The organism is Aeromonas sp. 600479 (assembly GCF_049175515.1).
Classification (GTDB): domain Bacteria; phylum Pseudomonadota; class Gammaproteobacteria; order Enterobacterales; family Aeromonadaceae; genus Aeromonas; species Aeromonas veronii_A.
In genome coordinates, this window is sequence record NZ_JAAKVF010000011.1 from 56,714 (window position 1) to 81,226 (window position 24,513).

20 protein-coding genes are annotated in these 24,513 nt (G+C 58.9%); 14 read left to right on the forward strand and 6 right to left on the reverse strand.

From position 1 onward, the window contains the following. The first annotated feature begins 4 nt into the window (after positions 1 to 4). The 5 genes from dgt (at position 5) to G5149_RS12765 (ending at position 9,564) form a co-directional block, all read left to right on the forward strand. Positions 5 to 1,369 carry a dGTPase gene (dgt, locus tag G5149_RS12745; RefSeq protein WP_216980169.1) on the forward strand — a complete coding sequence of 455 codons (1,365 nt, stop codon included), beginning with the start codon at positions 5 to 7 and terminating at the stop codon, positions 1,367 to 1,369. 315 nt (positions 1,370 to 1,684) lie between these two features. Next, positions 1,685 to 1,888: a hypothetical protein gene (locus G5149_RS12750; protein ID WP_042059910.1), complete on the forward strand. Its 204-nt coding sequence runs from the start codon at positions 1,685 to 1,687 to the stop codon at positions 1,886 to 1,888. Between the two features lie 221 nt (positions 1,889 to 2,109). Next, positions 2,110 to 6,357 (forward strand): ATP-binding protein, encoded by a 4,248-nt coding sequence (locus G5149_RS12755; protein WP_216980170.1) that lies wholly within the window; start codon positions 2,110 to 2,112, stop codon positions 6,355 to 6,357. Then, the gene (locus G5149_RS12760; RefSeq protein WP_337073354.1) at positions 6,338 to 7,549 is read left to right on the forward strand and encodes an EAL domain-containing response regulator; all 1,212 of its coding nucleotides are present in this window, start codon (positions 6,338 to 6,340) and stop codon (positions 7,547 to 7,549) included. Before G5149_RS12755 ends, G5149_RS12760 begins: the two co-directional genes overlap by 20 nt. 38 nt (positions 7,550 to 7,587) lie before the next feature. Next, the gene (locus G5149_RS12765) at positions 7,588 to 9,564 is read left to right on the forward strand and encodes a HAMP domain-containing methyl-accepting chemotaxis protein (RefSeq protein ID WP_216980172.1); all 1,977 of its coding nucleotides are present in this window, start codon (positions 7,588 to 7,590) and stop codon (positions 9,562 to 9,564) included. Between the two features lie 59 nt (positions 9,565 to 9,623). On the opposite strand, the gene rfaH is transcribed toward G5149_RS12765, so the two are convergent. From rfaH to metN, 4 genes are all read right to left on the reverse strand, one after another. After that, positions 9,624 to 10,124: a transcription/translation regulatory transformer protein RfaH gene (gene rfaH / locus G5149_RS12770; RefSeq protein ID WP_058057235.1), complete on the reverse strand. Its 501-nt coding sequence runs from the start codon at positions 10,122 to 10,124 to the stop codon at positions 9,624 to 9,626. Between the two features lie 96 nt (positions 10,125 to 10,220). Then, positions 10,221 to 11,021 carry a methionine ABC transporter substrate-binding lipoprotein MetQ gene (gene metQ, locus G5149_RS12775; RefSeq protein ID WP_005339072.1) on the reverse strand — a complete coding sequence of 267 codons (801 nt, stop codon included), beginning with the start codon at positions 11,019 to 11,021 and terminating at the stop codon, positions 10,221 to 10,223. Between the two features lie 25 nt (positions 11,022 to 11,046). Then, positions 11,047 to 11,700, reverse strand: coding sequence for a methionine ABC transporter permease (locus G5149_RS12780; RefSeq protein WP_005339070.1), 654 nt, complete (start codon positions 11,698 to 11,700; stop codon positions 11,047 to 11,049). After that, the gene (gene metN / locus G5149_RS12785; RefSeq protein ID WP_005339067.1) at positions 11,681 to 12,724 is read right to left on the reverse strand and encodes a methionine ABC transporter ATP-binding protein MetN; all 1,044 of its coding nucleotides are present in this window, start codon (positions 12,722 to 12,724) and stop codon (positions 11,681 to 11,683) included. The genes G5149_RS12780 and metN overlap by 20 nt, the downstream gene beginning before the upstream one ends. A gap of 504 nt (positions 12,725 to 13,228) precedes the next feature. Here metN and G5149_RS12790 point away from each other — a divergent pair. Beyond that, positions 13,229 to 13,684, forward strand: coding sequence for a hypothetical protein (locus tag G5149_RS12790; RefSeq protein WP_236348117.1), 456 nt, complete (start codon positions 13,229 to 13,231; stop codon positions 13,682 to 13,684). Between the two features lie 100 nt (positions 13,685 to 13,784). Here the strand turns inward: G5149_RS12790 and ppgK are convergent, their stop codons facing one another. After that, complete coding sequence (gene ppgK, locus G5149_RS12795; RefSeq protein WP_421212542.1) at positions 13,785 to 14,528, reverse strand: polyphosphate--glucose phosphotransferase; 744 nt, start codon at positions 14,526 to 14,528, stop codon at positions 13,785 to 13,787. 109 nt (positions 14,529 to 14,637) lie between these two features. Then, a complete protein-coding gene (gene queG, locus G5149_RS12800; RefSeq protein WP_421212543.1) occupies positions 14,638 to 15,792 on the reverse strand; it encodes a tRNA epoxyqueuosine(34) reductase QueG in 1,155 nt (384 codons plus the stop codon). A 60-nt stretch (positions 15,793 to 15,852) separates the two neighbouring features. Between queG and G5149_RS12805 the strand changes: the two genes are divergently transcribed. The 8 genes from G5149_RS12805 to hflX all read left to right on the forward strand — a co-directional run bounded on the left by G5149_RS12805 (position 15,853) and on the right by hflX (position 24,425). Continuing rightward, complete coding sequence (locus tag G5149_RS12805) at positions 15,853 to 17,364, forward strand: NAD(P)H-hydrate dehydratase (protein WP_245095004.1); 1,512 nt, start codon at positions 15,853 to 15,855, stop codon at positions 17,362 to 17,364. A gap of 10 nt (positions 17,365 to 17,374) precedes the next feature. Further along, positions 17,375 to 17,848 carry a tRNA (adenosine(37)-N6)-threonylcarbamoyltransferase complex ATPase subunit type 1 TsaE gene (gene tsaE, locus G5149_RS12810; protein ID WP_005339056.1) on the forward strand — a complete coding sequence of 158 codons (474 nt, stop codon included), beginning with the start codon at positions 17,375 to 17,377 and terminating at the stop codon, positions 17,846 to 17,848. Positions 17,849 to 17,871: 23 nt separating this feature from the next. Beyond that, a complete protein-coding gene (locus G5149_RS12815) occupies positions 17,872 to 19,563 on the forward strand; it encodes an N-acetylmuramoyl-L-alanine amidase (protein WP_254204557.1) in 1,692 nt (563 codons plus the stop codon). Positions 19,564 to 19,576: 13 nt separating this feature from the next. Next, the gene (locus G5149_RS12820) at positions 19,577 to 19,738 is read left to right on the forward strand and encodes a hypothetical protein (protein ID WP_323913175.1); all 162 of its coding nucleotides are present in this window, start codon (positions 19,577 to 19,579) and stop codon (positions 19,736 to 19,738) included. A 213-nt stretch (positions 19,739 to 19,951) separates the two neighbouring features. Next, complete coding sequence (gene mutL, locus G5149_RS12825; protein ID WP_421212544.1) at positions 19,952 to 21,820, forward strand: DNA mismatch repair endonuclease MutL; 1,869 nt, start codon at positions 19,952 to 19,954, stop codon at positions 21,818 to 21,820. Then, entirely contained in the window at positions 21,810 to 22,739 is a 930-nt protein-coding gene (gene miaA, locus G5149_RS12830) for a tRNA (adenosine(37)-N6)-dimethylallyltransferase MiaA (protein ID WP_337073350.1), read from the forward strand. Before mutL ends, miaA begins: the two co-directional genes overlap by 11 nt. Positions 22,740 to 22,811: 72 nt before the next feature. Continuing rightward, positions 22,812 to 23,075 (forward strand): RNA chaperone Hfq, encoded by a 264-nt coding sequence (gene hfq, locus G5149_RS12835; protein ID WP_216980178.1) that lies wholly within the window; start codon positions 22,812 to 22,814, stop codon positions 23,073 to 23,075. Between the two features lie 63 nt (positions 23,076 to 23,138). Then, on the forward strand, positions 23,139 to 24,425 hold the full coding sequence (hflX, locus tag G5149_RS12840; RefSeq protein ID WP_005339043.1) for a ribosome rescue GTPase HflX: 1,287 nt from the start codon (positions 23,139 to 23,141) through the stop codon (positions 24,423 to 24,425). The last annotated feature ends 88 nt before the right edge of the window (positions 24,426 to 24,513 follow it).

Sequence of the window (24,513 nt, forward strand, 5' to 3'; positions counted from 1 at the left end):
CAAGATGTATAGCCGTTTGATTACCCCCGCGCGCATCCACTCCTGGGGGGATGAGGAGCTGCTGGAGGCGACCGAGCAGGATCGCGCCCGTATCGTGCAGGCCGCACCGGTGCGCCGGTTGCAGCAGAAGACCCAGGTCTTTCCACTCGATGTGAAGGCCTCGGTGCGCAGTCGCCTCACCCACTCGCTGGAGGTACAGGAGACTGGCCGCCAGATCAGTCGCCGCATTCTGGCTGCCTTGCCTGCAGGTATGGTCTGTGAAGGCGCTTTTATCAATCTGGTGGAGATGTCCTGCCTGCTTCATGACGTGGGCAACCCACCGTTTGGCCATTTTGGCGAGCAGGTGATGAGCCAGTGGCTCGGCGAGATGCTCGATCCCCTCTATCAGCAGGCGCTGGCGCAGCCCCCCTCGGCCCAGTGGGCTGAATTACGTCAGGATCTGCAGCTGTTTGATGGCAACGCCCAGAGTCTTCGGCTGGTGCACAGCCTGCACGAGCTCAACCTGACGCTCGGACAACTGGCGGCACTCTGCAAATACCCGCAGCAGCCCCAGCCCGGGGTGAGCTATGGCCAGCATCATGGCTGGAGCAGCAAACGAGGTATCTTCTTTAGCGAGCAGCCGCTCTACCGCGCCCTCGGCCAGAGTCTGGGGCTGGCCCCCGGCTGTCGCCATCCGCTGGTCTACATCATGGAGGCGGCAGACGACATCTCCTACTGCATCGCCGATCTGGAAGATGCGGTGGATAGGCGGATCCTGACTCAGGGTGAATTACTGGCGGCGCTGCGAGCAGCTGACCAGAGTGACTACATGGGTACCTTGCTGGGTGACGCGCTTGCCAGTGGTCGAGGCTTTTTCCCCCATTTTCGCCAGCAGCTGACCCGGGATCTGGTGGCGCTGGCGGCGCAGAGCTATGTCAGCGAACATCAGGCAATTTTGCAGGGATCCTATCCGCAAGCGCTGCTGCACGGCCAGGCGCCGGCGGCGCGGGTGCTCGACATCCTCAAACAGGTGGCCCGCGAGCAGGTCTTTATGCGACCCGAAGTAGAGGCGCTCGAACTGGAAGGGTATGCGGCGCTGCGCGGGGTGCTGACCAGTTATTCCTGTCTGTTGGCGCTGCCAGCACCACAGTTTGCTCGCCTGCTGGCCGGGGAGGGGAGTCAGGCGCTGTTCTTTGCGCGCCGCCTCTATCACCGCCTTTCGGCCCGCCATCTCAAGGCCTATCGATTGGCGATCGCCACCCCTGATCCACGCTTTGCCTGCCTGCATGAGCAGGAGTGGTATTACCGGGTGCGGCTGCTGCTCGATTATGTCAGCGGCATGACAGATACCTATGTGCTGGAGGAGTACCGGCTGCTCTCGGGGATCTGATACCCCAAGCTCCTTTTCGGGCAGCATAAAATGCCGTAAAAACGTTTAAAAAGGAGTCGCAAGAGGCTTGTTTTAAATTCGGATATTTTTTAGACTTCTGCAACCTGTTCAACTTTTATCCGGTAAGGAGACGAAAATGCAACATCTGATGCTCAATATTGCATTCTCTCGCGGCACTGCGTGCGGCGTGAAATCTCGTGCTCTTTTACCGCGTGGCGTAAACAGGTAACCCCTGTCTTTTTATCACCCGCGGTTCGTCCCGCAGGGTGATATCCACTTTCTCCGGGAGAACCGTATGTTCTACTGGAGAATGTCATGTCTATCGAACTGGTTTTACTGCGCAGTGTTGAATCCCTGGTCCAGAGACGGATTGCCCGGGTCGAGCGTCGTCTCGTACAGGTTAATCTGTCACCCGCTCTGCTCAGGGATATCGGGCTGGAAGGATATCAGGGTCAGATCTCCCTCGTTCGCGAGCGGGAGTATCAAACCGGCTTCCGCCTCGGGAATCGAATAACCTGATCCACAGGGGAGGGTAAACGCTCTCCCCGTGGTGACGTGGCAGGCGGAATGCCTGCCATTTTTGTGTTTGCAGGTTGATTTTTTATTCACTTTTCTTTGTCCCGGCACTATCCTCTCTGCCCCATTTGTGACAGATGCGTATGTTTTCTCGCCTTGTGCCGTCAGGATCGGCAAAATTAGAGATGGTGGCCGATCTGTTTTACTCATCAGGACAAGACTTCATGTCACTCTTTCGTCAGCTTTTTCTTCCCCTGTTGCTGCTGTTTTCCGGCATCCCTGCTGCCGCTGTTCCCCAATTGGGAAAGGCACTGGCGGGCAACCAGACTGCTGATGAAGAGCTGGTGGTCGGGGTGCCCCGTGGTGGTTATCCCCCGTTTCTCTACGAACTGCCCAATCAGCGCTATGCCGGTCCACTCAAGGAACTGGCCTCGCGCATTGCGGCAGAAATGGGGGTCTCTCTGCGTTATGTCTCCTACAACTCTTATGTGGATGCCCATGCTGCGCTGAACAGCCGTCAGGTTGATGCCTTGATCGGGGTCGAGCTCGATGCTCTCGAGCTCGAGGGGATGAATCATATCGGGTATCTGGGATCCTACGCTCGCGCCATCTTGATGCGCCACCCGGATCAACATTTGACCCTGGAGCAGGCACGCAAGCTTCGCTGGGTCTGTATTCGCGGTTTTGGCAGTTGCAATGAGCTGGCACGACTGGAGATGCCCCATGTGACCGAGCTGGAGAGTCGTGATGAGGCTACCTATATGGTCAAACTTGGGGCGGCCGATGCTTATCTGGCACTGGGGCCGATCATTGCCATGGAGATGGAGCGGCTGCCAGAGTCGATGGGGATTGTGATTCCTGATTGGATTCCCGGTAGTGCATTAACTATTGCCACCAGTGCCAATGACCCGGTGCTGACAGATCGCATCTGGCAGGCTTACCAGCGGATCCCTGTGGCGGATTCCCGATTGAGGCTGAGTCAGGAGGACAATCGCTTCAAAGCGGGTTTATTGCTGGAGCCTGACGAGGTGGCTTGGCTGAAGCAGAAGAACAAGGTGGTCAGGTTTGCCGTTGCGCCATCGTTTGCCGGTATCAGCGAGATCGATGACGAAGGGGTGTTGCACGGCTATGCAGCTGATTTGATGAAACTGTTGAGTCTGCGCTCGGGGATCCGCTTTGAACTGGAACCCACCAGCACCTGGCAAGAGTCACTGGCGCTGCTGAAACAGCACAAGGTTGACCTGATCCCCTTGATGACAGCACTCAGGGATCGCGAGACATTTGCGTCATTCAGCTCTTCCTATCTCAAGTTCGATAGCTATGTGGTGGCTCGCCATGGCGCCCGCCCGCTGAAGTCGCTAGCGGAGCTGAAAGGGCGTTTGATCGGTGGCGTGACCGGTTCTTATGAGGCTTCCCTCATACAGGCCCACGGTGGCAAAGTCATCGAAGTGGGCAAGGATACCGAGTTGCTCACCCTGCTTGACACGGGAAAAGCCGAGTATGTGCTGCTGACAATGACCAATCTGGGGCAACAGGCGATGAAGGGGTTCAACGAGAAGTATCAGGTGGTGCTGAGTTCTCCCGAGTTTTCCGTGCCCATCAGCATGGCCATTGACATCAGGCAGCCCGAGCTGCGGCGGATCATGGACAAGCTGTTGCTGACCATCACGGATGAGGAGTGGCAGCTGCTGGAACGTCGCTGGCTTAATGTCTCGGTAAATATCGAATCTGATTACAGCCTGGTCTACAAGTGGCTGGCGTTAGGCGGTGTTGCCTTATTGGTCTGTGGTCTGCTGGTGATGCTCTGGGCCCGCAGTTTGCGTCGCCAGATTGCGCAACGGAAAATCGCAGAGGGAAAACTCAACGAGCAATTGCTGTTTGTACAGACCCTGCTCAATTCGTTACCGACCATGGTGGCATTGCGTGATAGCAGGCAGCGGATCACTCTCTGCAACAAGGCTTATCGGGACGCCTTCCTCGTTGATGGTAATGGTGAAGCGCTCGACGACCTGCAAGGCATTCCAGAGCACTTGCGCGAGAGCGTGCTTGAAGAAGATCGCCGGGTGTGGCAAAGCGGGCAGGAGCTGGAGGGGGCTGGCAACAGCTTGCGTGCTGATGGTACCCCTTTTCATGTGATCTATGCCAAGCGCCCTTACCGGGACCCCGATGGCAATATGCTGGGGGTGTTGACTGTGCTGACCGATGTCAGCCGGATCAAGGCGGCGGAGGAGCGTGCCCGTCAGGCAGAAACTCGCCTCACACAGATCACCGACAGCATGCCTGGCGTCGTCTATCAATATCTGTGGCAGGGACCGGGGAAGGGGCGTTTTCTTTACGCTTCTCAGGGGGCCAGTGAAATCCTGGGGGTATCTCATCAGGATTTATTTAACGCTGAATCGGGTGGTGCGGTATTTGGCTTTACCGAACAGGCGCTGCAGGAGTTTGTCAGCAAGGTGGCCAATCATGCCGAGACGCTGGCTCCCCTCGATCTGGAAGTCAAGGTGGAGCGTCCTGAGGGAGATCGCTATCTGCAAGTTCGTGGCAATTTTGTACGTCAGGAGCAGCAAGCTCTGATCCTCAACGGCGTTATTCAGGACATCACGGCCCTCAAACAGCAGGAACATGAACTGCGCGAGGCGCGCGCCTATGCCGAGCAGGCGATGCAGGCACGTAGCCGCTTTCTGGCCACCATGAGCCACGAGTTGCGTACCCCTATTTCCGGTATGCATGGCATGCTTGAGTTGCTGCAAATGAGCGAGCTCAACGACGATCAGCGTTACATGGTGCGCAATGTTGTCACCTCGACTAACAACCTGCTCTATCTGGTCAACGATATTCTCGATTTTTCCAAGATCGAAGCAGGTCAATTGCAACTGCATTGTCAGGTCAGCCGGTTGCAGACGGTGATCTGCGATGCGATTCGTGGTCACGCCACCCTTGCCCATAACAAAGGGCTTAACGTGACGCTGGAGTGGGGTCAGCATGTGCCGGATTGGGCCGATATCGATGGGGTTCGGGTCGGCCAGGTGATCTCCAACCTGCTCAACAATGCGGTAAAGTTTACCGAGCAGGGGGCAGTCTCTATCCGGGTCAGCTACCTGCGCGAGCATCTTGCCATCAGCATCCGTGATACCGGCATCGGGATTGCCGAAGAGAAACAGGCATTGTTATTTACCCCGTTTGAGCAGGTTGAGTCCGATATCAACCGCCGCTTTGGTGGAACAGGTCTGGGGCTGGCGATCTGTGATCAGCTGGTGCGCAAAATGGGCGGCGAACTGACCCTGACCAGCAAGGCGGGAGAGGGCTCCCGTTTCCGCTTTACTGTGCCGCTGGCCCATCCTCAATGGGATGCGCCCCCGCTGACTGGCACCGAATGGTGGTTTTTTAGCGCCGATGCCAATCTCGAGTCGGCCATGCTGCGGTTGGGGGCCAGGCTCAAGCATCTGGATGCCGGCCAGCTCAACCGCTCACTGGAAGGATTGCTGCTGGCTGACCAGCAGTGGTTGGAGCAAGCTCTTGGCAGTGAGTGGCAGGGCTGGTTACAACATGTTGCATTGAGAGGAATAATTGCGTCACCGAACGAGGCCCTGCGTGGCCGTGTTGGCGGTCAGCAGTGGTGGCGGTTGGGGCTCTCCCCTCTCTATCCGGATCTGCTGCTGGAAAGTTGCCTCGAGTTGCTGCAAGAGCAGGTTGTTCCTGCCTTGCCTGCGCTGGCTGACAAGCTGGGAGGACGGGTACTGGTGGCCGATGATCATCCGGTCAATCGTGCCCTGCTGGCACGACAACTGGCGATCCTCGGGATCGAAGCCCAAGTGGTAGAGGATGGCGAGAAGGCGTTGCGGGCCTGGCAGGGGCAGTCATTCTCCTTATTACTGACCGATTGCCACATGCCGGTGATGGATGGCTATGCCCTGACCAAGGCGCTGCGGGCTGCGGGGGTGACGGCGCCCATTATCGGGGTAACAGCAGATACCTCGGAAGAGGCCCATGCTCGTATGGTGGAGGCGGGCATGAGCGATATGCTGTTCAAGCCCTACCCGCTGGATACCCTGCGCCAGCTGTTGGCACACTGGCTTGCCGAGTCGGTAACCGCGGGTAGTGCTGTGGGGGCGGCGATTGATGACGGACTGGCCGTTCAGGCAGAACGCTGGTTGACCCTGTTTGGCGATGAGCCGACGGCGCGGGTGATGGCGGCGGAATATCTCGACTCCAATCGTCAGGATGGAGCTCATATGAAGGCCGCTTTGGTTTGCCACGACTTCGGTGCATTGGTAGAGACTGCCCACCGGATCAAGGGCGCGGCCCGCATGGTCGGACTACAGGAGCTGGCCAGCCAGGCAGCCAGGCTGGAGTCGGCTGCCAGATTGAAACAGTTTGATGAACTGGAGGAGCTCACCGGCAAGGTGCAGCTATTGATGACGGCGATCGCCCACGACATTGGATTATGGCTCGATGAAAAAAGCACAACATGAGTTAGTCATTATGGTCGTGGAAGACCATGGATTTCAGCGCAAGGCGCTGCTGCACCAGGTCCGCAGCCTGGGATTCCAGAATCTGCTGGAGGCGGCCGATGGTGCCGAGGCGCTGGCACTGAGCCAGCAACACGCCGTTGATATCCTGTTTTGCGATCTGCGGATGCCGGGTATGGATGGCATGGCGCTGCTGCGCCGCCTGTCACTGGGCGGTTTTCGGGGAGGGATAATTCTCTCTAGTGCCCTTGAAGACGATGTGGTGGAAGCCGTGTTGCGAATGAGTGCTGCCTATGGCTTGCAGGTGCTCGGCCGCATAGAGAAACCATCTACCCAGCAGCAGCTCAAGCAACTGATCGATGCCTGGTCACCCCAGGAGGAGCCTGCCAGGGAGGAAGAGGGACACAGAATCGGGCTGGATGAGTTGCGTCGGGCGCTCGAGCAGGATCAACTGTTGCCCTGGTATCAGCCCAAGGTGAGCTTTGCCTCCGGCGAGTGGGTCGGAATGGAGGCGCTGGCCCGTTGGCAGCACCCGGAGTATGGCCTAATCTCCCCGGGGCGCTTTATTCCGCTGGCGGAGCACAACGGCCTGATCGATCAGTTGACTGAGGTGATCATCGGCAAATCTCTCAGTGATGGCCACTTGTGGGAAGAGACCGGGCTCTCACTGAATCTGTCGATGAACCTCTCCACCACCTCGCTGATCGAGGGCGATCTGTGCAACTCCCTAATCAATCAGTGTCAACGCTGGAGTATCAACCCCGAGCTTATCACCCTGGAGGTGACCGAGAGCGCCTTTGTGCAGGATCTGGGCAAGTCGCTGGAGGTGCTGACCCGGCTGCGGATGCACGGCTTTGGTCTCTCCATTGATGACTTCGGTACCGGCTACTCCTCCATGCAGCAATTGGCGCTTCTGCCCTTTACCGAATTGAAGCTGGACAGATCCTTTGTCGATCGCTGTTTTGAAGACCCCTCCCGTCTGGCAATTATCGAGTCCAGCATCGAGCTGGCACGGAAGTTGGGCCTCAAGTCGGTGGCTGAAGGGGTGGAGGATGAGCAGACCTGGCGGTTGCTGGCAACGCTGGGTTGCGATGTTTGCCAGGGGTTCTTCTCTGCCAGACCTATGCCACGCAGTGAGTTGCAAACATGGAATCGAACTTGGCAGGATAGATTGCCTACACTGATATCTATCTGATTCTGTTGGCTGGATCCTCCGTTTGAACAAGGATGTTCATGAAAATTTCAAACAAGTTGCTGCTCAGCTTCGGTTTTATCAACCTGCTGATCCTGCTCTCCTCCACGCTGGTCTATTACCGGCTGACCCAGATCAATCAGGCCCAACACACCCTGCTGGAGCAGGCGCTGCCCGCCCTGCAGCGGGATGAGGCGAGTCAGAAGGCGCTGGTTGCCACTGTTTCAGCCCTGCGTGGCTATCTTATCCTCGGCAAGGATCCGGTTCAGGCTTCTCGCCTCAAGCAGGAGTGGGACTCGGCCTGGCAGGCGATTGCCCATCAGACGTTCAGTCAGGCGCTCGCCAAGTCTCTCGAGACCTTCAAAAGCCATCAGGAGAAAGTGTGGACCATCGCCCAGAGTGAAGAGAATCTGCCCGCTCACACCCTGATGCTGCAGGAGGCTGGGCCACTGGCGGAGGCGGCGCTCGATCAGCTGCAATCCTTTGCCAATGAGGAGGTCGCAACCCCGCAGGAGCAGCTCACAGGGGATCGCCGCATGCTGCTCAAACAGGTGGGGGATGCCTATAACAGCCTCGCCAACGCACTCTCTGCCCTGCGGGATTTTCTCATCTCCGGCGATCCCGAATACCGCAGCAAATATCAGGATTACTACCAGTTCCATCAGCAGCGGGTGGCTGAGGTGAAACAGCAAGCCGCGCTCTTTACCGAGACCCAGCGCGGCCTCTGGCAGCTGTTTGAAGAGATGGCGAGTCCCTTCTCCGAGCTGGTTGAGCAGGTGATCGAGAAGCGCCAGGCACCGGATTGGGATCAGGCCAATTACCTGATGGCCACCGACATCGAACCGATGCAGTCCAACCTCAGCGAGCAGCTGGTCCAGCAGGTGGGGAAAACCCGTGCCGAGGTGGATCAGATTTCGGCGCAAATGACTCGTGCCGGGAGTGCCATCAACCAGACACTGCTGTTGGCTACCGGCAGCGCCATTGTGCTTGGTATGGTAGTCGCCTGGCTCTTCAGTCGTCGTCTGACCCGTGACATTGCCAGCTTGGTGACCAGGGCAGGACAGGTTGCGGATGGCCGACTGGCGGCCGATCCCCTGCCCATCACGGGGCAGGATGAGTTGGGAGAATTGACTGGTTCCATCAACCGGATGTCTGCCCAGTTACATCATCTGGTCGGGGAGTTGCAGGGGGCAGTGGGGCAGGTCGAGGTGGCCTGTCTCGATGTGGGCAGCACCACCAGAGCCATAGTGGCGGATCTGACGGAGCAGGATCAGCGGGTCGATGCGGTGGCGGCGGCTATCGATCAGATGTCGGTCAGCGCCCGGGATGTGGCCGGCCATATCGCCGCCGCGGCAGGTGGCGCCCAGCAGGTGCAACACCAGACTCGTCAGGGAGAGGCCGCGCTGGCGCGGATGACCGACGCCATGCAGCAGATTGCGGCCATGATTGGGCAGGCCAACGAGGCCATGGGGCTGCTGGCACATCAGAGCGAACAAGTTGGGCAGATCACCGAGGTGATCGCCACGATAGCGGAGCAGACCAACTTGCTGGCCCTCAATGCGGCGATCGAGGCGGCGCGGGCAGGTGAGCAGGGACGCGGTTTTGCGGTGGTGGCCGACGAGGTGCGCCAGCTGGCGACCCGCACCCATCAATCCACCGCCGAGATCAGCCAGACTATTGTGGCCATCTCCCAGCAGACTCGCCAGACGGTGAGCACCGTCAGCAGCGGCACCCGGTTGGTAGAGCAAGGGCGGGATGCAGTCGGATTGGTGACCGATACCCTGAGTGCCATGAACCAGCTGGTGCGGTCGCTGTCGGGCCAGCTGGAGGCCATTTCGGTGGCAACCGAGCAGCAGTCGCGGGTGGCCGCCGAGGTATCCGGGACGGTCGACGACATTGCCGGGCTCAGTCGGCAATCCTGTCAGCGCAGTCAGCAGGGGGAGGAGATCGTAGCCAGACTGGCTGGCGATACCGGCAAGCTGAAGGCGGTCATCGCCCGCTTTGATCTTGATGCGTGAGATGGCGGGAGTATCCCGCCATTGCTATTGCCATGCACCGGGCCGTCTGGCCCGTGGGTTTAGTCCAGACGCCTGAAGGTGTGGTTGTCGAAGCTGCTGGTGGTCTCCCGGTTGAGCAGGCTGACCAGCAAAATCGCCCGTTTCTCTCCATCCGGCTCCATATAGATGGCTTCGAAGCCGGCAAGCGGCCCCTCTTCAATCAGCACCTTGTCGCCCGAGCAGGGCAGGTTAGCGTAGCTGGCTCTCGCCTCATCGCTGTCATCGCGACTCATCAGCTGATAGACCAGCTTGCTGCTGATGGGGGTCCATTCACTGCCAAAGTGGATGATCCGGCTGATGCCGCGGGTCGATTTCAGGGTGACCGGTGTTACCTCTTCCAAATCGACAAAGATAAACAGATAGTTGGGGAACATGGGTTCCCGTACCGGAACTCGCTTGCCCCGGCGCAGCTTCTCGATCTCCACCATGGGGTAATAGGATTCGATACCCTGGGCATCGAGGTGGGCGCGGGCGCGGGCCTCTTCTTTTGGCTTGCAGTAGGCCAGATACCATTTTTTCATGTTATGAGTATGTTCGTGTTGCCGTGCTCGCGGATATGATAGCGGCGCCAATAAAAAAGGCCACGCATTGCGTGGCCTTTTTTGCCGAGTGAGCAATTACCAACCTTTTACCAGGCCGCCTTTGAACAGCTCGAGACCTTTCTTGTAGACATCATCGGTCTGGAAAGCTTGTACGAACTGTTTGACCTTCTCGTCATCCTTGTTGTTGTCGCGGGCGACGATCAGGTTGACGTAGGGGGACTCTTTGTCTTCAACAAACAGGCCGTTTTCAGTCGGGGTCAGACCAATCTGGCCGGCGAAGGTGTTGTTGATGATAGCCAGATCCACATCTTCCAGCGAACGGGGCAGCTGGGCTGCTTCCAGCTCGACAATCTTGAAGTTGCGCGGGTTGCTGGCGATATCCAGCACGGTTGCTTCCAGACCGGCGCCATCCTTCAGGGTGATCAGACCCTGTTTGGCCAGCAGGATCAGGGAGCGGCCCAGGTTGGTTGGATCGTTCGGTACCGCGATCTGGGCGCCATCTTGCAGCTCGCTCAGCGCCTTGATCTTCTTGGAGTAACCGGCGATCGGGTAGACGAAGGTGTTGCCAACCGGCACCAGCTTGAAGCCGCGATCACGTACCTGTGCATCCAGATAGGGTTTGTGCTGGAAAGCGTTGACGTCGATGCTGCCATCGTTCAGCGCCACGTTCGGGGTGACGTAGTCGGAGAAGTTGACCACCTCGACTGTCAGACCGTATTTCTCTTTGGCTACCTTGGCAGCCACTTCAACCAGTTCGGTCTCCGGGCCGGCAATAGCGCCCACTTTCAGAACCTTGCTCTCTTCTTTTTGACCGCAACCGGCCAGAACCAGACCAGCCAGCAGGGCAGCCGCAACGGATTTGATGCCAAATTTCATAAAACCTCCTGTCAGAAATCGACGATTAACGATGATCACATTTGTTGACCAGGCGCTCACCCGCGCTCTGGATAAGTTGAACCAGTACTACCAGGATAACCACGGTCACCAGCATGACGGTCGGGTCAAAGCGCTGATAACCATAACGAATACCCACATCCCCCAGACCACCGCCACCGATGGCCCCGGCCATGGCCGAGTAGTTCACCAGAGTGACGAGGGTAATGGTGACGCTGTTGAGGATGCCGGGCAGAGCCTCGGGCAGCAGCACCTTGGTGATTATTTGCAGCGGCTTGGCGCCCATGGCCTTGGCCGCTTCCAGCAGGCCGTCCGGCACTTCCATCAGGGCCCCTTCCACCAGACGGGCGATGAAAGGGATGCAGCCGACAGTCAGCGGCACGATGGCGGCGATGGTGCCGATACTGGTGCCGACAATCAGCCGGGTTAGCGGAATGATGGCGACCAGCAGGATAATAAAGGGCACCGAGCGACCCACGTTGACCACCATACCCAGAGTACGGTTGAGCAAGGGGTTGGCCAGGATCTGGCCCGCCTTGGTCACGTGCAGTGCCACGCCGAGCGGCAGACCCAGCAGGCAGCCGAACAGGGCGGAGGCAAACACCATGATCAGGGTGTCGCCCAGGGCCGTGATGAGCAGATTAATCATGGCTTCGGACATAACCCATTACCTCCAGCTGAATGTGGTTGTCGATAAGGAACTGCTGGGTGGCCTCGCACTGGGCTTCATCCCCGAACAGCTCGGCCAGCAGGAAACCGAATTTGACGCCACCGGCGTACTCGATGTCCGCGCTCAGAATGCTGATGTCGATATTGAAACGGCGGCTCGCCTCGGAGATCAGCGGCGTGTCGACCGTGCTGCCGGTAAAGCCAAGCTTCACCAGCGGGTAGCTACCCGGCACCCGCTCGCTGCTCATCCGATCCTGATACTCCTGCGGTACCTCCAGATGGATGGTAGAGTGGATGAAGTCACGTGCCAGCTGGGTTTTGGCATTACTGAAGAACCAGGCCACTTCGCCCTGCTCGATCAGACGGCCGTCGCTGATGATGGCCACTTCGTCACAGATCCCCTTCACCACGTCCATCTCGTGGGTGATGAGCAGGATGGTGAGCCCCAGCTTGACGTTGATCTCCTTGAGCAGGGTCAGGATCGAGCGGGTGGTCTGCGGGTCGAGGGCCGAGGTGGCCTCGTCGCAGAGCAGTACCTTGGGGGCCGGAGCCAGTGCGCGGGCAATGGCGACGCGCTGCTTCTGACCGCCGGAAAGCTCGGACGGATAGGCCTGGGCACGGGCTTCCAGCCCGACCAGCGCCAGCAGCTCGGCAACCCGTTGCTGGATCTTCTCTTTGCTCCAGCCTGCCAGCTCCAGCGGAAAGGCGATGTTGGCAAACACGGTGCGGGAGGCAAGCAGGTTGAAGTGCTGGAAAATCATCCCGATCTGGCGGCGAGCCTGGGTCAGATCCCGTTCGCTCAGGGCGACCAGATCCTGGCCATCAACGATGACTTGACCCTCTGTCGGGCGCTCCAGCAGGTTGACACAACGAATGAGGGTACTCTTGCCGGCACCGGAGGCACCGATCACCCCGAAAATTTTGCCTTGGGGTACATGCAGACTCACATCACGCAGGGCGTGCACGGCATCACTGCCTGTACCGTAGACTTTGTTGAGACCGATCAACTTAATCATGGATTCTTCCGTGCTAACAGCCTTAAAGCACAGGGCGCTACAGGCGGGAAAATTGGGCAGAGGTTCCACTGGGTTACTCTGTCATCATGGAGGATGATGCTAAGATGTCTGGATGGCCATGTCAACGCATGTTTTTACGTCTAGACGTCTAAAAAAGTGATAAGGATTTCTGTCAGGCGGATAACGATCAGAATGGTATTGTTGCTCATCCAGATCCTGTTTCGTCCCTGCGGCAGATAACCGAATTAAAGATGGTTTATGCCGGGTAAGGCTGGTTTTATTAGTGTGTTAGCCCGTTTCTGTTCACATCTGCTGTCTAGCTTAATGCTCCTCCATCGTTACACAAATTGCTGCACAAATCGTTCCCTATTCGTGACCGGATCACCTGATCGCCACTTTGTCGGTGTCAACCTTGATGCAGCGCAAGAGGGGCTCGGATAGGGATTGGGTCGGTGGCGCCGGTTTTTTATACTGATGTTGTCGACAAGCATGGAGGGCAGTGCGATGAGATTCCAACAGATCAAAGAGTTGCTGCACTATCTTGAGCAGGTTCATCACCAGCTCGGACTCTGTTACGGGCGTTTGACCAGTCAGGTGGACAGCGAACGCAGCCGGATGTTGCTGGTCTATCTGCAAGGGCGTGAGGATGCGGCTAGTGCCCATCTGCACGAATATGCCGCTCAACTGGGAGAGGCGGTCAGGGAAACCTGGCTGGAGCAGGGTTTTAGCGAGGATATGCTGCCTGCCATTACCGGTTGCGAGCTGCCAGCCTCGGCTCAAACCGGGGAGATCCTTGCGCTGGTTTGTCGCTGGGAGGAGCAGCTGGTCGGTGAGTTGGGTCATCTGGCTCGGGAGTGTCCGACGCCTGCTACTGCAACCATGCTCGACAATCTGGCTGCGTTGGAACAGACGCGCCTGCACCGTCTGGTGCATGGGGTGCATCGGCTTGATGATATGTAGGAAACCGGAAGGATTGGTACGCAGATAAAAAGAAGGGCTCGGCAGCCATGCCGGGCCCTTCTTTTATAGGAGGGTTATAAGGGACTGTGTTGCTGGGCAATCAGCTCTGATGCCGTTCGGCTGCGTAGAGAGCGGCTCCGATAATACCTGCCTGATTGAGGCTGGCCGCCGGAATCAGCGGTGCCCGGGTCTCGATGCGATCGACAAATTTATCCAGCTTGGCGGCGCTGCCTCCCCCCAGAATGAAGAGGTCGGGGGAGAAGAGAAACTCGAGGCGGGCCAGATACTTGTTGAAGCGCTTGCCCCAGCGGTTCCAGGAGAGATCTTCCCGTTTGCGCACCGCATCGGAGCAGTAGTGCTCGGCGACCATTCCTTCCAGCATCAGGTGACCCAGCTCGGTGTTGGGCAGCAGATGGCCGTTGACGAAGATGGCGGTGCCGATACCGGTGCCGACCGTGATGAGGATGATGACCCCCTTGCGATCTTTACCTGCGCCAAAGCGCATCTCGGCCAGACCCGCTGCATCGGCATCGTTCAGCACATAGCAGGGTTTGCCGGTGACATCGGCAAACAGATGTTCGGCATCGGTCTCAATCCAGCTCTTGTCGATGTTGGCGGCACTCTTGGCAACCCCGTTGTGGATGGTGGCTGGAAAACCGCAGCCCACCGGCCCTTTCCAGTCGAAGTGTTCGACCAGTGCCTTGAGGGTATGGGCGATGGCGGCCGGGGTGGCCGGTTGCGGTGTGGCAATGCGATGACGCTCGCCGATCAGTTCGCCTGTTTCGGTGTCGACCAGGCAACCCTTGATCCCCGAGCCTCCAATATCCACTCCCAACATTTGCATCTGTAATGTCCTTTTAGTGTGCCGACCATGTTGTCTTGATCGCAGGGTTGATCACGACGGGTCGGCAGAGCATGAAAAAAGTGCTGCAATCCGGCAAGGGGCAGATCACCTATGCGTGATCCGGCAAACCTTTTTCGATGCAGCGGATCAGCAAACGGGTTTTCTTGTTCTCCTCATCCTGACGCAGTGCCAGAGTGGCCAGCGCCCATTCGATATGTTCGGCCACCATAGGCTCGGCGGTGGTCAGTCCCAGTTGCAGGGCGGCGATTACCTCGGGGGTCGCCGGGCCGTTGCCAAGGGCTACCGCCAGATTGCGGCGCCAGCGTTGATAGCCGATGCGGCGGATCGGGCTCCCCTCGGTCTGTTTGAGGAACTCGGCCTCGCTCCAGCACCACAGGTCCAGCAGGGGCGGGCGATGCAGGCTGGGGCGGGGGCTGAAATCGGGTTCCGGGCTGGCATCGGCATAGCGATTCCAGGGGCAGATAAGCTGGCAGTCGTCACAGCCATAGATGCGGTTGCCCATCAAGGGCCTGAACTCTTCCGGAATAGGGCCATCGTTCTCGATGGTGAGATAGGAGATGCAGCGGCGGCCATCTACCACATAGGGGGCGACAATGGCGCCGGTCGGGCAGATGTTGATGCAGGCGACGCACTTGCCACACAGCTCCTTCTCCACTGGCTGGTCGAGCGGCAGCGGCAGGTTGATCAACAGCTCACCGAGAAAGAAGAAGGAGCCAGCCGATTCGTTGAGCAGCAGTGAGTGTTTGCCAACCCAGCCGAGGCCCGCCTTGGCCGCCAGTGGCCGCTCGAGGATGGGGGCGGAGTCGACGAAGGGGCGCCACTCACCCAAGGTCTCTTCAGTGCCTTGAAACAGCTCGGCGCAGCGCGCTTCGATGCGATCACCCAGCTGTTTGAGCCGGTTGCGCAGCACCTTGTGGTAGTCGCGACCGAGAGCATAGCGGCTGATATAGCCGAGAGTCGGATCGCGCAGGGTAGCGGCGAAGCCCGCCTCGAACGGTAGGTAGTTCATCCGCACCGACAACACCCGCATCGTGCCCGGCAACAGCTCGTGGGGGCGCGCGCGCATCATGCCGTGGCGCGCCATGTAATCCATGCTGCCGTGATAGCCCGCATCCAGCCAGGCCTGCAATCTCGGCTCTTCGATACGCAGATCGGTGTCGGTGATGCCCGCCTGGTCAAAACCTAGCTCCCGTGCCCAGAGCTTGATATCGTGGGCCAGCTGGTGGAAGTCAGGTGCGCTCATGCGGCTTGGCCTGGCCGGTGTTTGCTGGCGTGGGTCGATTGATAAGAGGCGGGAGCCGTCATGGTAGAGATCATCAGGGGCGCGTTGGGCACAAAAGAGGGGAGCAGTTTACCACAGGGGTTGTGGCAGACTGAACAGATCCGCGCACTGGAGCGCAACTGGGCCGCGCGTGAGGGGCAACCTCTCTATGCCCTGATGGAGCGAGCCGGTGCCGCGCTGCGCACCTATGCCACCCTGCATTGGCCCGACAGTCGCTGCTGGTGGATTTTCGTCGGCCCCGGTAATAACGGCGGTGATGGCTATGTGCTGGCCCGCCTTGCCCGCCAGATTGGCATCGAGGTGGTGGTGATTGCCGCCAGAGCACCCGACCAGCTGAAGGGGGATGCCAGACGGGCCGCCGATGAGTGGCTGGCGGCCGGTGGCCGGGTCTGGCTGGCCGAGCAGTTTGATAAGGACCAGCACACCACCCCGGATCTGGTGGTCGATGCCCTGCTTGGCACCGGCGTCAACACGTCCCTCTCGCCACTACTGACAAAGATCGTCGCAACAATCAATGGCTTGGCTGTGCCCGTGCTGGCGGTGGATCTCCCCTCCGGCCTCAACGGCGATACCGGCCGTGCCATGGGGGCCGTGGTGCAGGCCACTCGCACCCTCACCTTTATCGGTATCAAGCAGGGAATGCTCACCGGCGACGGGGTGGATTGTGTCGGCCAGCTCGACTGTGATCCCCTAGGCGTGACGCCTGATGAAGCTATGCTGCCCGCCGCCTGGCGTATCGATTATCCGCAGCTCAGCACGCTGCTGACCCCGCGCCCGCGCGCTTCCCACAAGGGCTCTTATGGCAAGGTGCTGCTGGTGGGGGGCAATCGCGGCATGCAGGGGGCCATCGTGCTGGCGGCTCGCGCCTGCCTGCGGGCGGGGGCCGGGCTGGTGCGGGTGTGTCAGCATCCGGAACATTCGCCGGTCAGCCTCTATCAACCCGAACTGATGAGTCTCACCAGCGCTGATTACGAGGGGTGGGCGTCGGTGCGGGTCATTGGCCCCGGGCTCGGTCAGGATGAGTGGGGAAGAGTACAAATCACCCGTTATCTCACCGAACGGCTGCCACTGGTTTTGGACGCCGATGGATTGAATTGGCTGGCGCAATCTCCCCGCCATCAGGATAATTGGGTGCTCACGCCCCATCCCGGCGAAGCAGCGCGCCTGCTGGGATGCTCCATTGCCGACATTGAAACCGACCGGTTTGCCGCCGTGCAGGCACTGCAGCGGCGTTATGGCGGTGTGGTTTTGTTAAAAGGGGCGGGAACACTTATTTATGACGGCGAGCGGGTCGCTCTCTGTTGTGAAGGCAATCCCGGCATGGCAAGTGGCGGCATGGGCGATCTGTTATCTGGTATAATCGCCGCCCTTTTGGCCCAGGGCTGGTCTGCCACCATGGCAAGCTGGCTGGGCGCCGTGATCCACGGCGAGGCTGCAGATCAGGCCGCCGCTGACGGCGAGCGGGGCATGCTGGCGTCAGACTTGCTGCCGCTGATCCGCAAACTGGTTAATCCCGACACCATTACAAGTTAAAAAGAAGAACATGGCAAAACAGTTGATGATGACACTGCCGGACGAGGCAGCAACCGTGGCACTTGGTGGCCGTCTGGCACAGGCCTGCCAGCAGGCGACTACAGTGTTTTTGCATGGCACGCTTGGCGCCGGTAAAACCACCCTTACCCGCGGCTGGGTGCAGGGCCTTGGCCATCAGGGCAAGGTAAAAAGCCCGACTTACACCCTGGTCGAGCCCTACGAACTCGATGGCTGGCAGGTCTACCATTTCGATCTCTATCGCCTGGCTGATCCGGAAGAGCTGGAATTCATGGGCATTCGGGACTATTTTGCCGCCAATACTCTCTGTCTGGTGGAGTGGTCCGAGAAGGGCGAGGGCTGGTTACCGGCCCCAGACCTGGAAATTACCCTCACCTATGTAGGCGAGCAGCGCGAGGTTCTGATAGAGGCTCGCACTGCTATTGGCGAAGCCATTCTGGAACGGTTGTCATCTACGTGCGCTTGATCCTTGTTATTGCTCTCTCCTTGATGGCATTACCCTCCTGGGCGAATCAGCTCAAGAGTGTGCGAATCTGGCCATCACCGGATAATACCCGGGTGGTGCTCGATATGAGCAGTGCCCCCAACTACAACTACTTCACCCTGGCTGGCCCCGATAGATTGGTGATCGATCTGAAAGGGGCGAGCAACGCTGCCAATCTGGCCCAGGTCGAGAACAACAGCGAGCTGGTGCGCAAGATACGTGAGAGCACTCCGCTGGAGAAGGGTGGCCTGCGGCTGGTACTGGATCTCAGCTCAGCCATCAAGCCGGTGGTCTTTCCGCTGGCACCAGCCGGGCCTTATGGTCACCGTCTGGTGATCGATCTACCTTATGAAGAGAAGCGGTCGGCTGCTGCGGTACAAGCCACACCAGTGGGTGGCAAGGGCAAGGGGGTGGTGATTGCCATCGACCCAGGCCACGGTGGGGAAGACCCGGGCTCCATCGGTCCACGTCGTACCTATGAGAAGCGAGTGACGCTGGCGGTCTCCCAGAAGCTGGCCGCGCTGATCGACCGCGAGCCGGGGATGCGCGCCGTGCTGACCCGTCGTGGCGACTATTTCGTCGACCTCAACAAGCGTTCCGAGATTGCCCGCAAGGCCAAGGCGGATCTGCTGGTGTCGGTCCATGCGGACAGCTTCCATAACTCCACTCCGCGTGGCGCCTCTGTCTGGGTCCTCTCGACCAACCGTGCCAACCGCGAGATGGGAAGCTGGCTGGAGAAGCAGGAGAAGCAGGGTGAGCTGCTGGGCGGGGTTGGCAAGGTATTGGCGGAATCCGATCCCAACCCCTATCTGGCGCAGACCTTCCTCGACCTCTCAATGGACAAGTCCCGTGCCGAAGGCTACGACGTCAGCCGTCAGATCCTGCGATCGTTGGGCAAGGTTGCCCGACTGCACAAGAAGGCGCCGGAGCATGCCAGTCTGGCTGTGCTGAAGGCGCCGGATATTCCCTCGGTGCTGGTCGAAACCGGCTTTATCTCCAACCATGCGGAAGAGAAGCTGCTGGCCACCTCAAGCTATCAGGATCAGCTGGCCCGCGCCATTTTCGAGGGGATCCGCAACTATTACCGCGCCCACCCGACCAAGGGGGCCATGCTGACCGGCAAGGGACAGGCGAGCAGGCCTGCTGCGACCACTCGCTCTGCACCGGTAGCTTCGCAGCCGGTGAGCCAGCCCAAGCCGGTGCAGTCGCAGCCGGTGGTGACCAACAAGATGCCGGCTACAGTGCGTGACGGCGCTACTGCGACCGGTTCAGGTGCCGGTGTGATCAAGCCCTATTCTGAGGCTGCGCAAGATTCTGGTGCGCCGGTTAGCAATGTGGGCGACTATGACAAATCTCGGATGCTCCGCCATGTGGTCAAACGTGGCGAGAGTCTCTCTCGCCTTGCCGAGAAGCATGGAGTGAGTCAATCCACTTTGGTAGAGATCAACCAGCTGCGCAGCCGAGATATTCAGATTGGTCAGACCATCTATATTCCCCAGCAGGGGCAGAGCCGCGCTGCCGCCCCCGTTCGCAGTGATGACAAGTCGCAGATGATCCGCCATGTGGTCAAGCGGGGGGAGAGTCTCTCCCGCCTTGCCGAGAAGCATGGGGTGAGTCAGGCGCGACTGGTAGAGATCAACAAGCTCAAATCGCGGAATATTCAGGTAGGGCAGGTACTCTACATTCCGCAAAACTGACGCGCGGGAGCGGGTGATACCGCTCTCGCTGTTAGCCAATACCATCAGCAAGATTGAAATTCAGGAGCAAGTGATGCCGATCCGTATATTACCCCCTATCCTGGCCAACCAGATTCCGGTTGGTGGAGAGGTGGTGGAACGGCTCTCTATCCGCAAGATTGAAATTCAGGAGTAAGTGATGCCGATCCGTATATTGCCCCCTATCTTGGCCAACCAGATTCCGGTTGGTGGAGAGGTGGTGGAACGGCTCTCTATCCGCAAGATTGAAATTCAGGAGTAAGTGATGCCGATCCGTATATTGCCCCCTATCTTGGCCAACCAGATTCCGGTTGGTGGAGAGGTGGTGGAACGGCTCCCTATCCGCAAGATTGAAATTCAGGAGTAAATGATGCCGATCCGTATTTTGCCACCCATTCTGGCCAACCAGATTGCAGCCGGAGAGGTGGTGGAGCGGCCCTCTTCTGTGGTGAAAGAGCTGGTGGAGAACAGCCTGGATGCGGGGGCCGACCGGGTCGAGATCGACATCGACAAGGGGGGCGTCAAGCTGATCCGCATCCGTGACAACGGCTGCGGTGTCGCCAAAGATGAGCTGGTACTTGCGCTGTCGCGTCATGCAACCTCCAAGGTGGCCACGCTGGATGATCTGGAAGGGATCAACAGCCTCGGTTTTCGTGGCGAGGCGCTCGCCTCCATCAGCTCTGTCTCCCGTCTCACCTTCACCTCCCGCACCGCCGAGCAGTCCGAAGCCTGGCAAGCCCAGGCGGAAGGGCGCGAGATGAGCGTCACCATCAAGCCTGCGGCCCATCCGGTGGGCACCACGGTGGAGGTGGTGGATCTCTTCTTTAATACACCCGCGCGGCGCAAATTCATGCGCAGCGAAAAGACCGAGTTTGCCCATATTGACGAGCTGGTGCGCCGCATCGCGCTCTCCCGCTTCGATGCCACCCTGATCCTGCGCCACAATGGCAAGGTGGTGCGCCAGTACAAGGCCGCCAATACCGTGCCGGAGCAGGAGCGCCGCCTTGCCGCCGTTTGCGGCACCCCCTTCATGCACCATGCGCTGGCGGTAGAGAGCGAGCATAGCGACGTGCGTCTGTGGGGCTGGCTGGCAACCCCGGAGGGGGCAAGACCGCAGAACGACCTGCAATACACCTACGTCAACGGTCGGATGATGCGTGACAAGCTCATCAATCATGCCATTCGTCAGGCCTATGACGAGCTGCTGCCCGCTGACCGTTTTGCAGCCTATGTGCTCTATATCGAGCTGGATCCCCGTCAGGTGGATGTCAACGTCCACCCGGCCAAGCATGAGGTACGGTTTCATCAGGCGCGGTTGATCCACGACTTTATTTTTCAGGCGCTGTTTACTGCGCTGCGTCGCGAAGGGGTCAGCGCCGCTCATCAGGACACTCCGCTGGCCGAAACCCTGGTCGAGCTGCCGGTCAGCCCGCAGATCGAATATCCCGGTCAGGCTCCGCGTACCGAGTGGTACGGTGCCGAGCACAGCTACCGGGCACCTGCACAGGTGCGGGAAGGGAACGGTGGTGGTGCAGGCCGAGCCAGCAACTATCAACCGCCCGAGCCCCCAAGCCGGGAGGCGATGCGCGGCATGGGCGCTCTGCTCACTACGCTTCCTATCGCAGCTGAGGCTGCTCCTGCGCAGCCCACTGATCCAGTGCCGTCACCCAAACAGGGGGGATGTCGTGCCCTGACACTGGTGGAGCAGGCCTACCTGTTGATCGAGCGTGATAATCAGCTGGCGCTGCTCTCGCTGGTACGCGCCGAGCGGGTACTGCTGCGCCACTGGCTGCTGGAGACCTGGGGCCAGGGACTGGCTGCCCAGCCGCTGTTGCTGCCGGTCTCCTTCAAATTGCCGAAGAATTTGATCGCGCTGGTGACCGAGCAGGAACGTTTGCTGAAACGGATGGGGCTGGAGTTGAAAAGCGGGGGGCGCGACACCATGATCCTGACTCGGGTGCCGGCTCTGCTGCGCCAGACCGATCTGGTGCGTCTGTTACCCGAATTGCTGCAAATTATCGAGGGCGGATCTGACAGTGATGCTGGTCAGCAGGCTGAAGTATTATGCCAATGGCTGGTGGAGCAGGGGATAAGCCGCGAGAAGATATACGATTTTTCAACTGCCAGTCGTCTGCTGACGGAACTTGTAGCCGCTCACGCTGACCAACTGACAGATATTCGCATGGTACGCCCGCTTTCATTGGCGACCGTGCTGGAGGAGTTTGAACATGGCGAGTGACTTGCCGACCGCAATTTTTCTGATGGGGCCGACGGCCTCCGGCAAGACGGATCTCGCCATTGAACTGTGTCAGGCATTGCCTTGCGACATCATCAGCGTCGATTCGGCGCTGATCTATCGTGGCATGGATATAGGTACGGCCAAGCCGACTGCCGATGAGCTGGCACGGGCCCCGCACCGGCTGATCGACATTCTTGATCCCGCAGTGAGCTATTCTGCGGCCGATTTTTGCAAGGATGCCCTGCGGGAGATGAAAGAGATCGCCGATCGCGGCCGCATTCCGCTGCTGGTGGGCGGTACCATGCTCTATTTCAAGGCGTTGCTGGAGGGATTGTCTCCGCTGCCCTCCGCCGATCCCGCCATTCGAGCCGGGATTGAGGAAGAGGCTGCCCGCCTCGGTTGGCAGGCGCTGCACGATGAGCTGGTACGCATCGACCCGGTGGCCGGGGCGCGGATCCACCCCAATGATCCGCAGCGACTCTCCCGGGCGCTGGAGGTCTACCGCATCAGCGGCAAGACCCTTACCGAGCTGACGCAGGTGCAGGGGGAGGGCTTGCCCTATCGGGTGCTGCAGTTTGCCATCGCCCCGAGCGATCGTGCCTTGCTGCATCAGCGTATCGAACAGCGCTTTGACAAGATGCTGCAAGGTGGCTTTGAACAGGAGGTTCGTGCGCTGATGGCGCGCGGCGATCTGACCCCGGATCTCCCCTCCATTCGCTGTGTGGGTTATCGCCAAATGTGGGACTACCTGTGCGGTGAAGTGGGGTATGATGAGATGCGTTATCGTGGCATTGTTGCCACACGCCAATTGGCAAAACGACAGATGACCTGGTTACGCGGCTGGCCCGACGTGACCTGGTTGGAATCTGGTGAGTCTGGCAATCTCGACCGCGTGCTTGCTCGCGCTGGTGCGGCTTGACACTCCCTGTATAATCAGGTTGTTATATTGATATTCGGTGTTTAAAAACAACAAACTATAAGGAAAAGAAAAATGGCTAAGGGGCAATCTCTCCAAGACCCGTTTTTGAATGCGCTGCGCCGTGAGCGGATTCCTGTTTCTATCTATTTGGTGAACGGCATCAAACTGCAAGGTCAGATCGAGTCTTTTGACCAGTTTGTTATCCTGCTGAAAAACACCGTGAGTCAGATGGTTTACAAGCACGCCATCTCGACTGTCGTACCGGCCCGTGCCGTTAATCATCACCAGCCCACTCCGGGTGGCGCGGCTGATGATCAGGGTGATGCCGAGGCGTGATATCCCTGGGCGAGTCGACTCGCCAACTCAGATTCATCATGATTCCTGTTAAGGAGCAAGCGCTTGTTTGACCGTTATGAAGCTGGCGAACAGGCCGTTCTGGTGCATGTCAACTTCAGTGATGAGGGTGAGCGGGAGGATCTGGAAGAGCTCAAAATGTTGGTGAGCTCGGCCGGAGTCAATGCGCTGGGGGTGATCACCACCAGTCGTAGTGCGCCCAGCGCCAAATTTTTTGTCGGCAGCGGCAAGGCTGAAGAGATAGCGTCCCAAGTCCAGATGCTGGATGCCGACGTCGTTATCTTCAACCATGCCCTGACCCCTGCCCAGGAGCGCAATCTGGAGCGTCTGTTCCAGTGCCGAGTGGTGGACCGAACCGGCCTGATCCTCGATATCTTTGCCCAGCGCGCCCGAACCCATGAAGGTAAACTGCAGGTCGAACTGGCCCAGTTGCGCCATCTTTCCACTCGTCTGGTGCGAGGCTGGACCCACCTTGAGCGTCAAAAGGGCGGGATTGGTCTGCGTGGTCCGGGTGAAACCCAGCTTGAAACTGACCGACGTCTGCTGCGGGAACGCATCAAGGCGATTTTGCGTCGGCTCGACAAGGTGGCCAAGCAGCGGGAGCAGGGACGCCGCGCCCGCAACCGCAACGAAGTGCCGACGGTGTCACTGGTTGGTTATACCAACGCCGGAAAGTCCACTTTGTTCAACCAACTTACAGCTGCCAGCGTGTATGCTGCCGACCAATTGTTCGCAACTCTGGATCCTACCCTGCGTAAACTGGTGATCCGGGATGTGGGTGATGTGATTTTGGCGGATACAGTTGGATTTATTCGACACTTGCCCCATGATCTGGTCGCGGCCTTCAAGGCGACCCTGCAGGAGACCCGTGAAGCGGATCTGCTGCTGCATGTGGTGGACTGTGCCGATGAGCAGATGCAGGAGAATATCGACTCCGTGCAGCAGGTATTGGCCGAGATTGAAGCCGATGACAGGCCCCAGCTGATGATCTGCAACAAGATTGACAAGCTGGCGGATCGTCCGGCAGGTCTGGAGCGAGATGACGAGGGGCGCCCGTTGCGCGTCTGGTTGTCGGCCCAGACTGGTGAAGGTTGTGAGCATCTGTTTACGGCGCTGACCGAATTGCTGGCTGGCTCCATGGTGCATCACACCCTGCAGTTGCCTCCTTCTGCCGCGAGATTGCGCAGTGCGCTCTATCAGCTGAAAGGGATTGAGCAGGAAGGTTTTAGCGAGGAGGGTGATTTCGTGCTGGAAGTCCGCTTGCAAGTGGCCGACTGGAACCGCCTCGTGAAACAGGAAGGTGAGAGTTTACAACGCTTTATCAGGCATTGATTCGTCGATGAAGATGAACCCTTAGGGGCTTCTCAACGTATGATGGCCCGATAGAGATGATATCCATCCGCATGTATTAATGGAGACG

Excerpts from the sequence above, each read along its gene's own strand:
- dgt (WP_216980169.1), top strand. The coding sequence starts at position 5 with ATGTATAGCCGTTTGATTACCCCCGCGCGCATCCACTCCTGGGGGGAT.
- hfq (WP_216980178.1), top strand. The coding sequence starts at position 22,812 with ATGGCTAAGGGGCAATCTCTCCAAGACCCGTTTTTGAATGCGCTGCGC.
- mutL (WP_421212544.1), top strand. The coding sequence starts at position 19,952 with ATGCCGATCCGTATTTTGCCACCCATTCTGGCCAACCAGATTGCAGCC.
- G5149_RS12755 (WP_216980170.1), top strand. The coding sequence starts at position 2,110 with ATGTCACTCTTTCGTCAGCTTTTTCTTCCCCTGTTGCTGCTGTTTTCC.
- G5149_RS12765 (WP_216980172.1), top strand. The coding sequence starts at position 7,588 with ATGAAAATTTCAAACAAGTTGCTGCTCAGCTTCGGTTTTATCAACCTG.
- G5149_RS12790 (WP_236348117.1), top strand. The coding sequence starts at position 13,229 with ATGAGATTCCAACAGATCAAAGAGTTGCTGCACTATCTTGAGCAGGTT.
- G5149_RS12760 (WP_337073354.1), top strand. The coding sequence starts at position 6,338 with ATGAAAAAAGCACAACATGAGTTAGTCATTATGGTCGTGGAAGACCAT.
- tsaE (WP_005339056.1), top strand. The coding sequence starts at position 17,375 with ATGGCAAAACAGTTGATGATGACACTGCCGGACGAGGCAGCAACCGTG.
- G5149_RS12805 (WP_245095004.1), top strand. The coding sequence starts at position 15,853 with ATGGTAGAGATCATCAGGGGCGCGTTGGGCACAAAAGAGGGGAGCAGT.
- rfaH (WP_058057235.1), bottom strand. The coding sequence starts at position 10,124 with ATGAAAAAATGGTATCTGGCCTACTGCAAGCCAAAAGAAGAGGCCCGC.
- G5149_RS12815 (WP_254204557.1), top strand. The coding sequence starts at position 17,872 with ATGGCATTACCCTCCTGGGCGAATCAGCTCAAGAGTGTGCGAATCTGG.
- metQ (WP_005339072.1), bottom strand. The coding sequence starts at position 11,021 with ATGAAATTTGGCATCAAATCCGTTGCGGCTGCCCTGCTGGCTGGTCTG.
- metN (WP_005339067.1), bottom strand. The coding sequence starts at position 12,724 with ATGATTAAGTTGATCGGTCTCAACAAAGTCTACGGTACAGGCAGTGAT.
- queG (WP_421212543.1), bottom strand. The coding sequence starts at position 15,792 with ATGAGCGCACCTGACTTCCACCAGCTGGCCCACGATATCAAGCTCTGG.
- ppgK (WP_421212542.1), bottom strand. The coding sequence starts at position 14,528 with ATGCAAATGTTGGGAGTGGATATTGGAGGCTCGGGGATCAAGGGTTGC.
- G5149_RS12780 (WP_005339070.1), bottom strand. The coding sequence starts at position 11,700 with ATGTCCGAAGCCATGATTAATCTGCTCATCACGGCCCTGGGCGACACC.
- G5149_RS12750 (WP_042059910.1), top strand. The coding sequence starts at position 1,685 with ATGTCTATCGAACTGGTTTTACTGCGCAGTGTTGAATCCCTGGTCCAG.
- miaA (WP_337073350.1), top strand. The coding sequence starts at position 21,810 with ATGGCGAGTGACTTGCCGACCGCAATTTTTCTGATGGGGCCGACGGCC.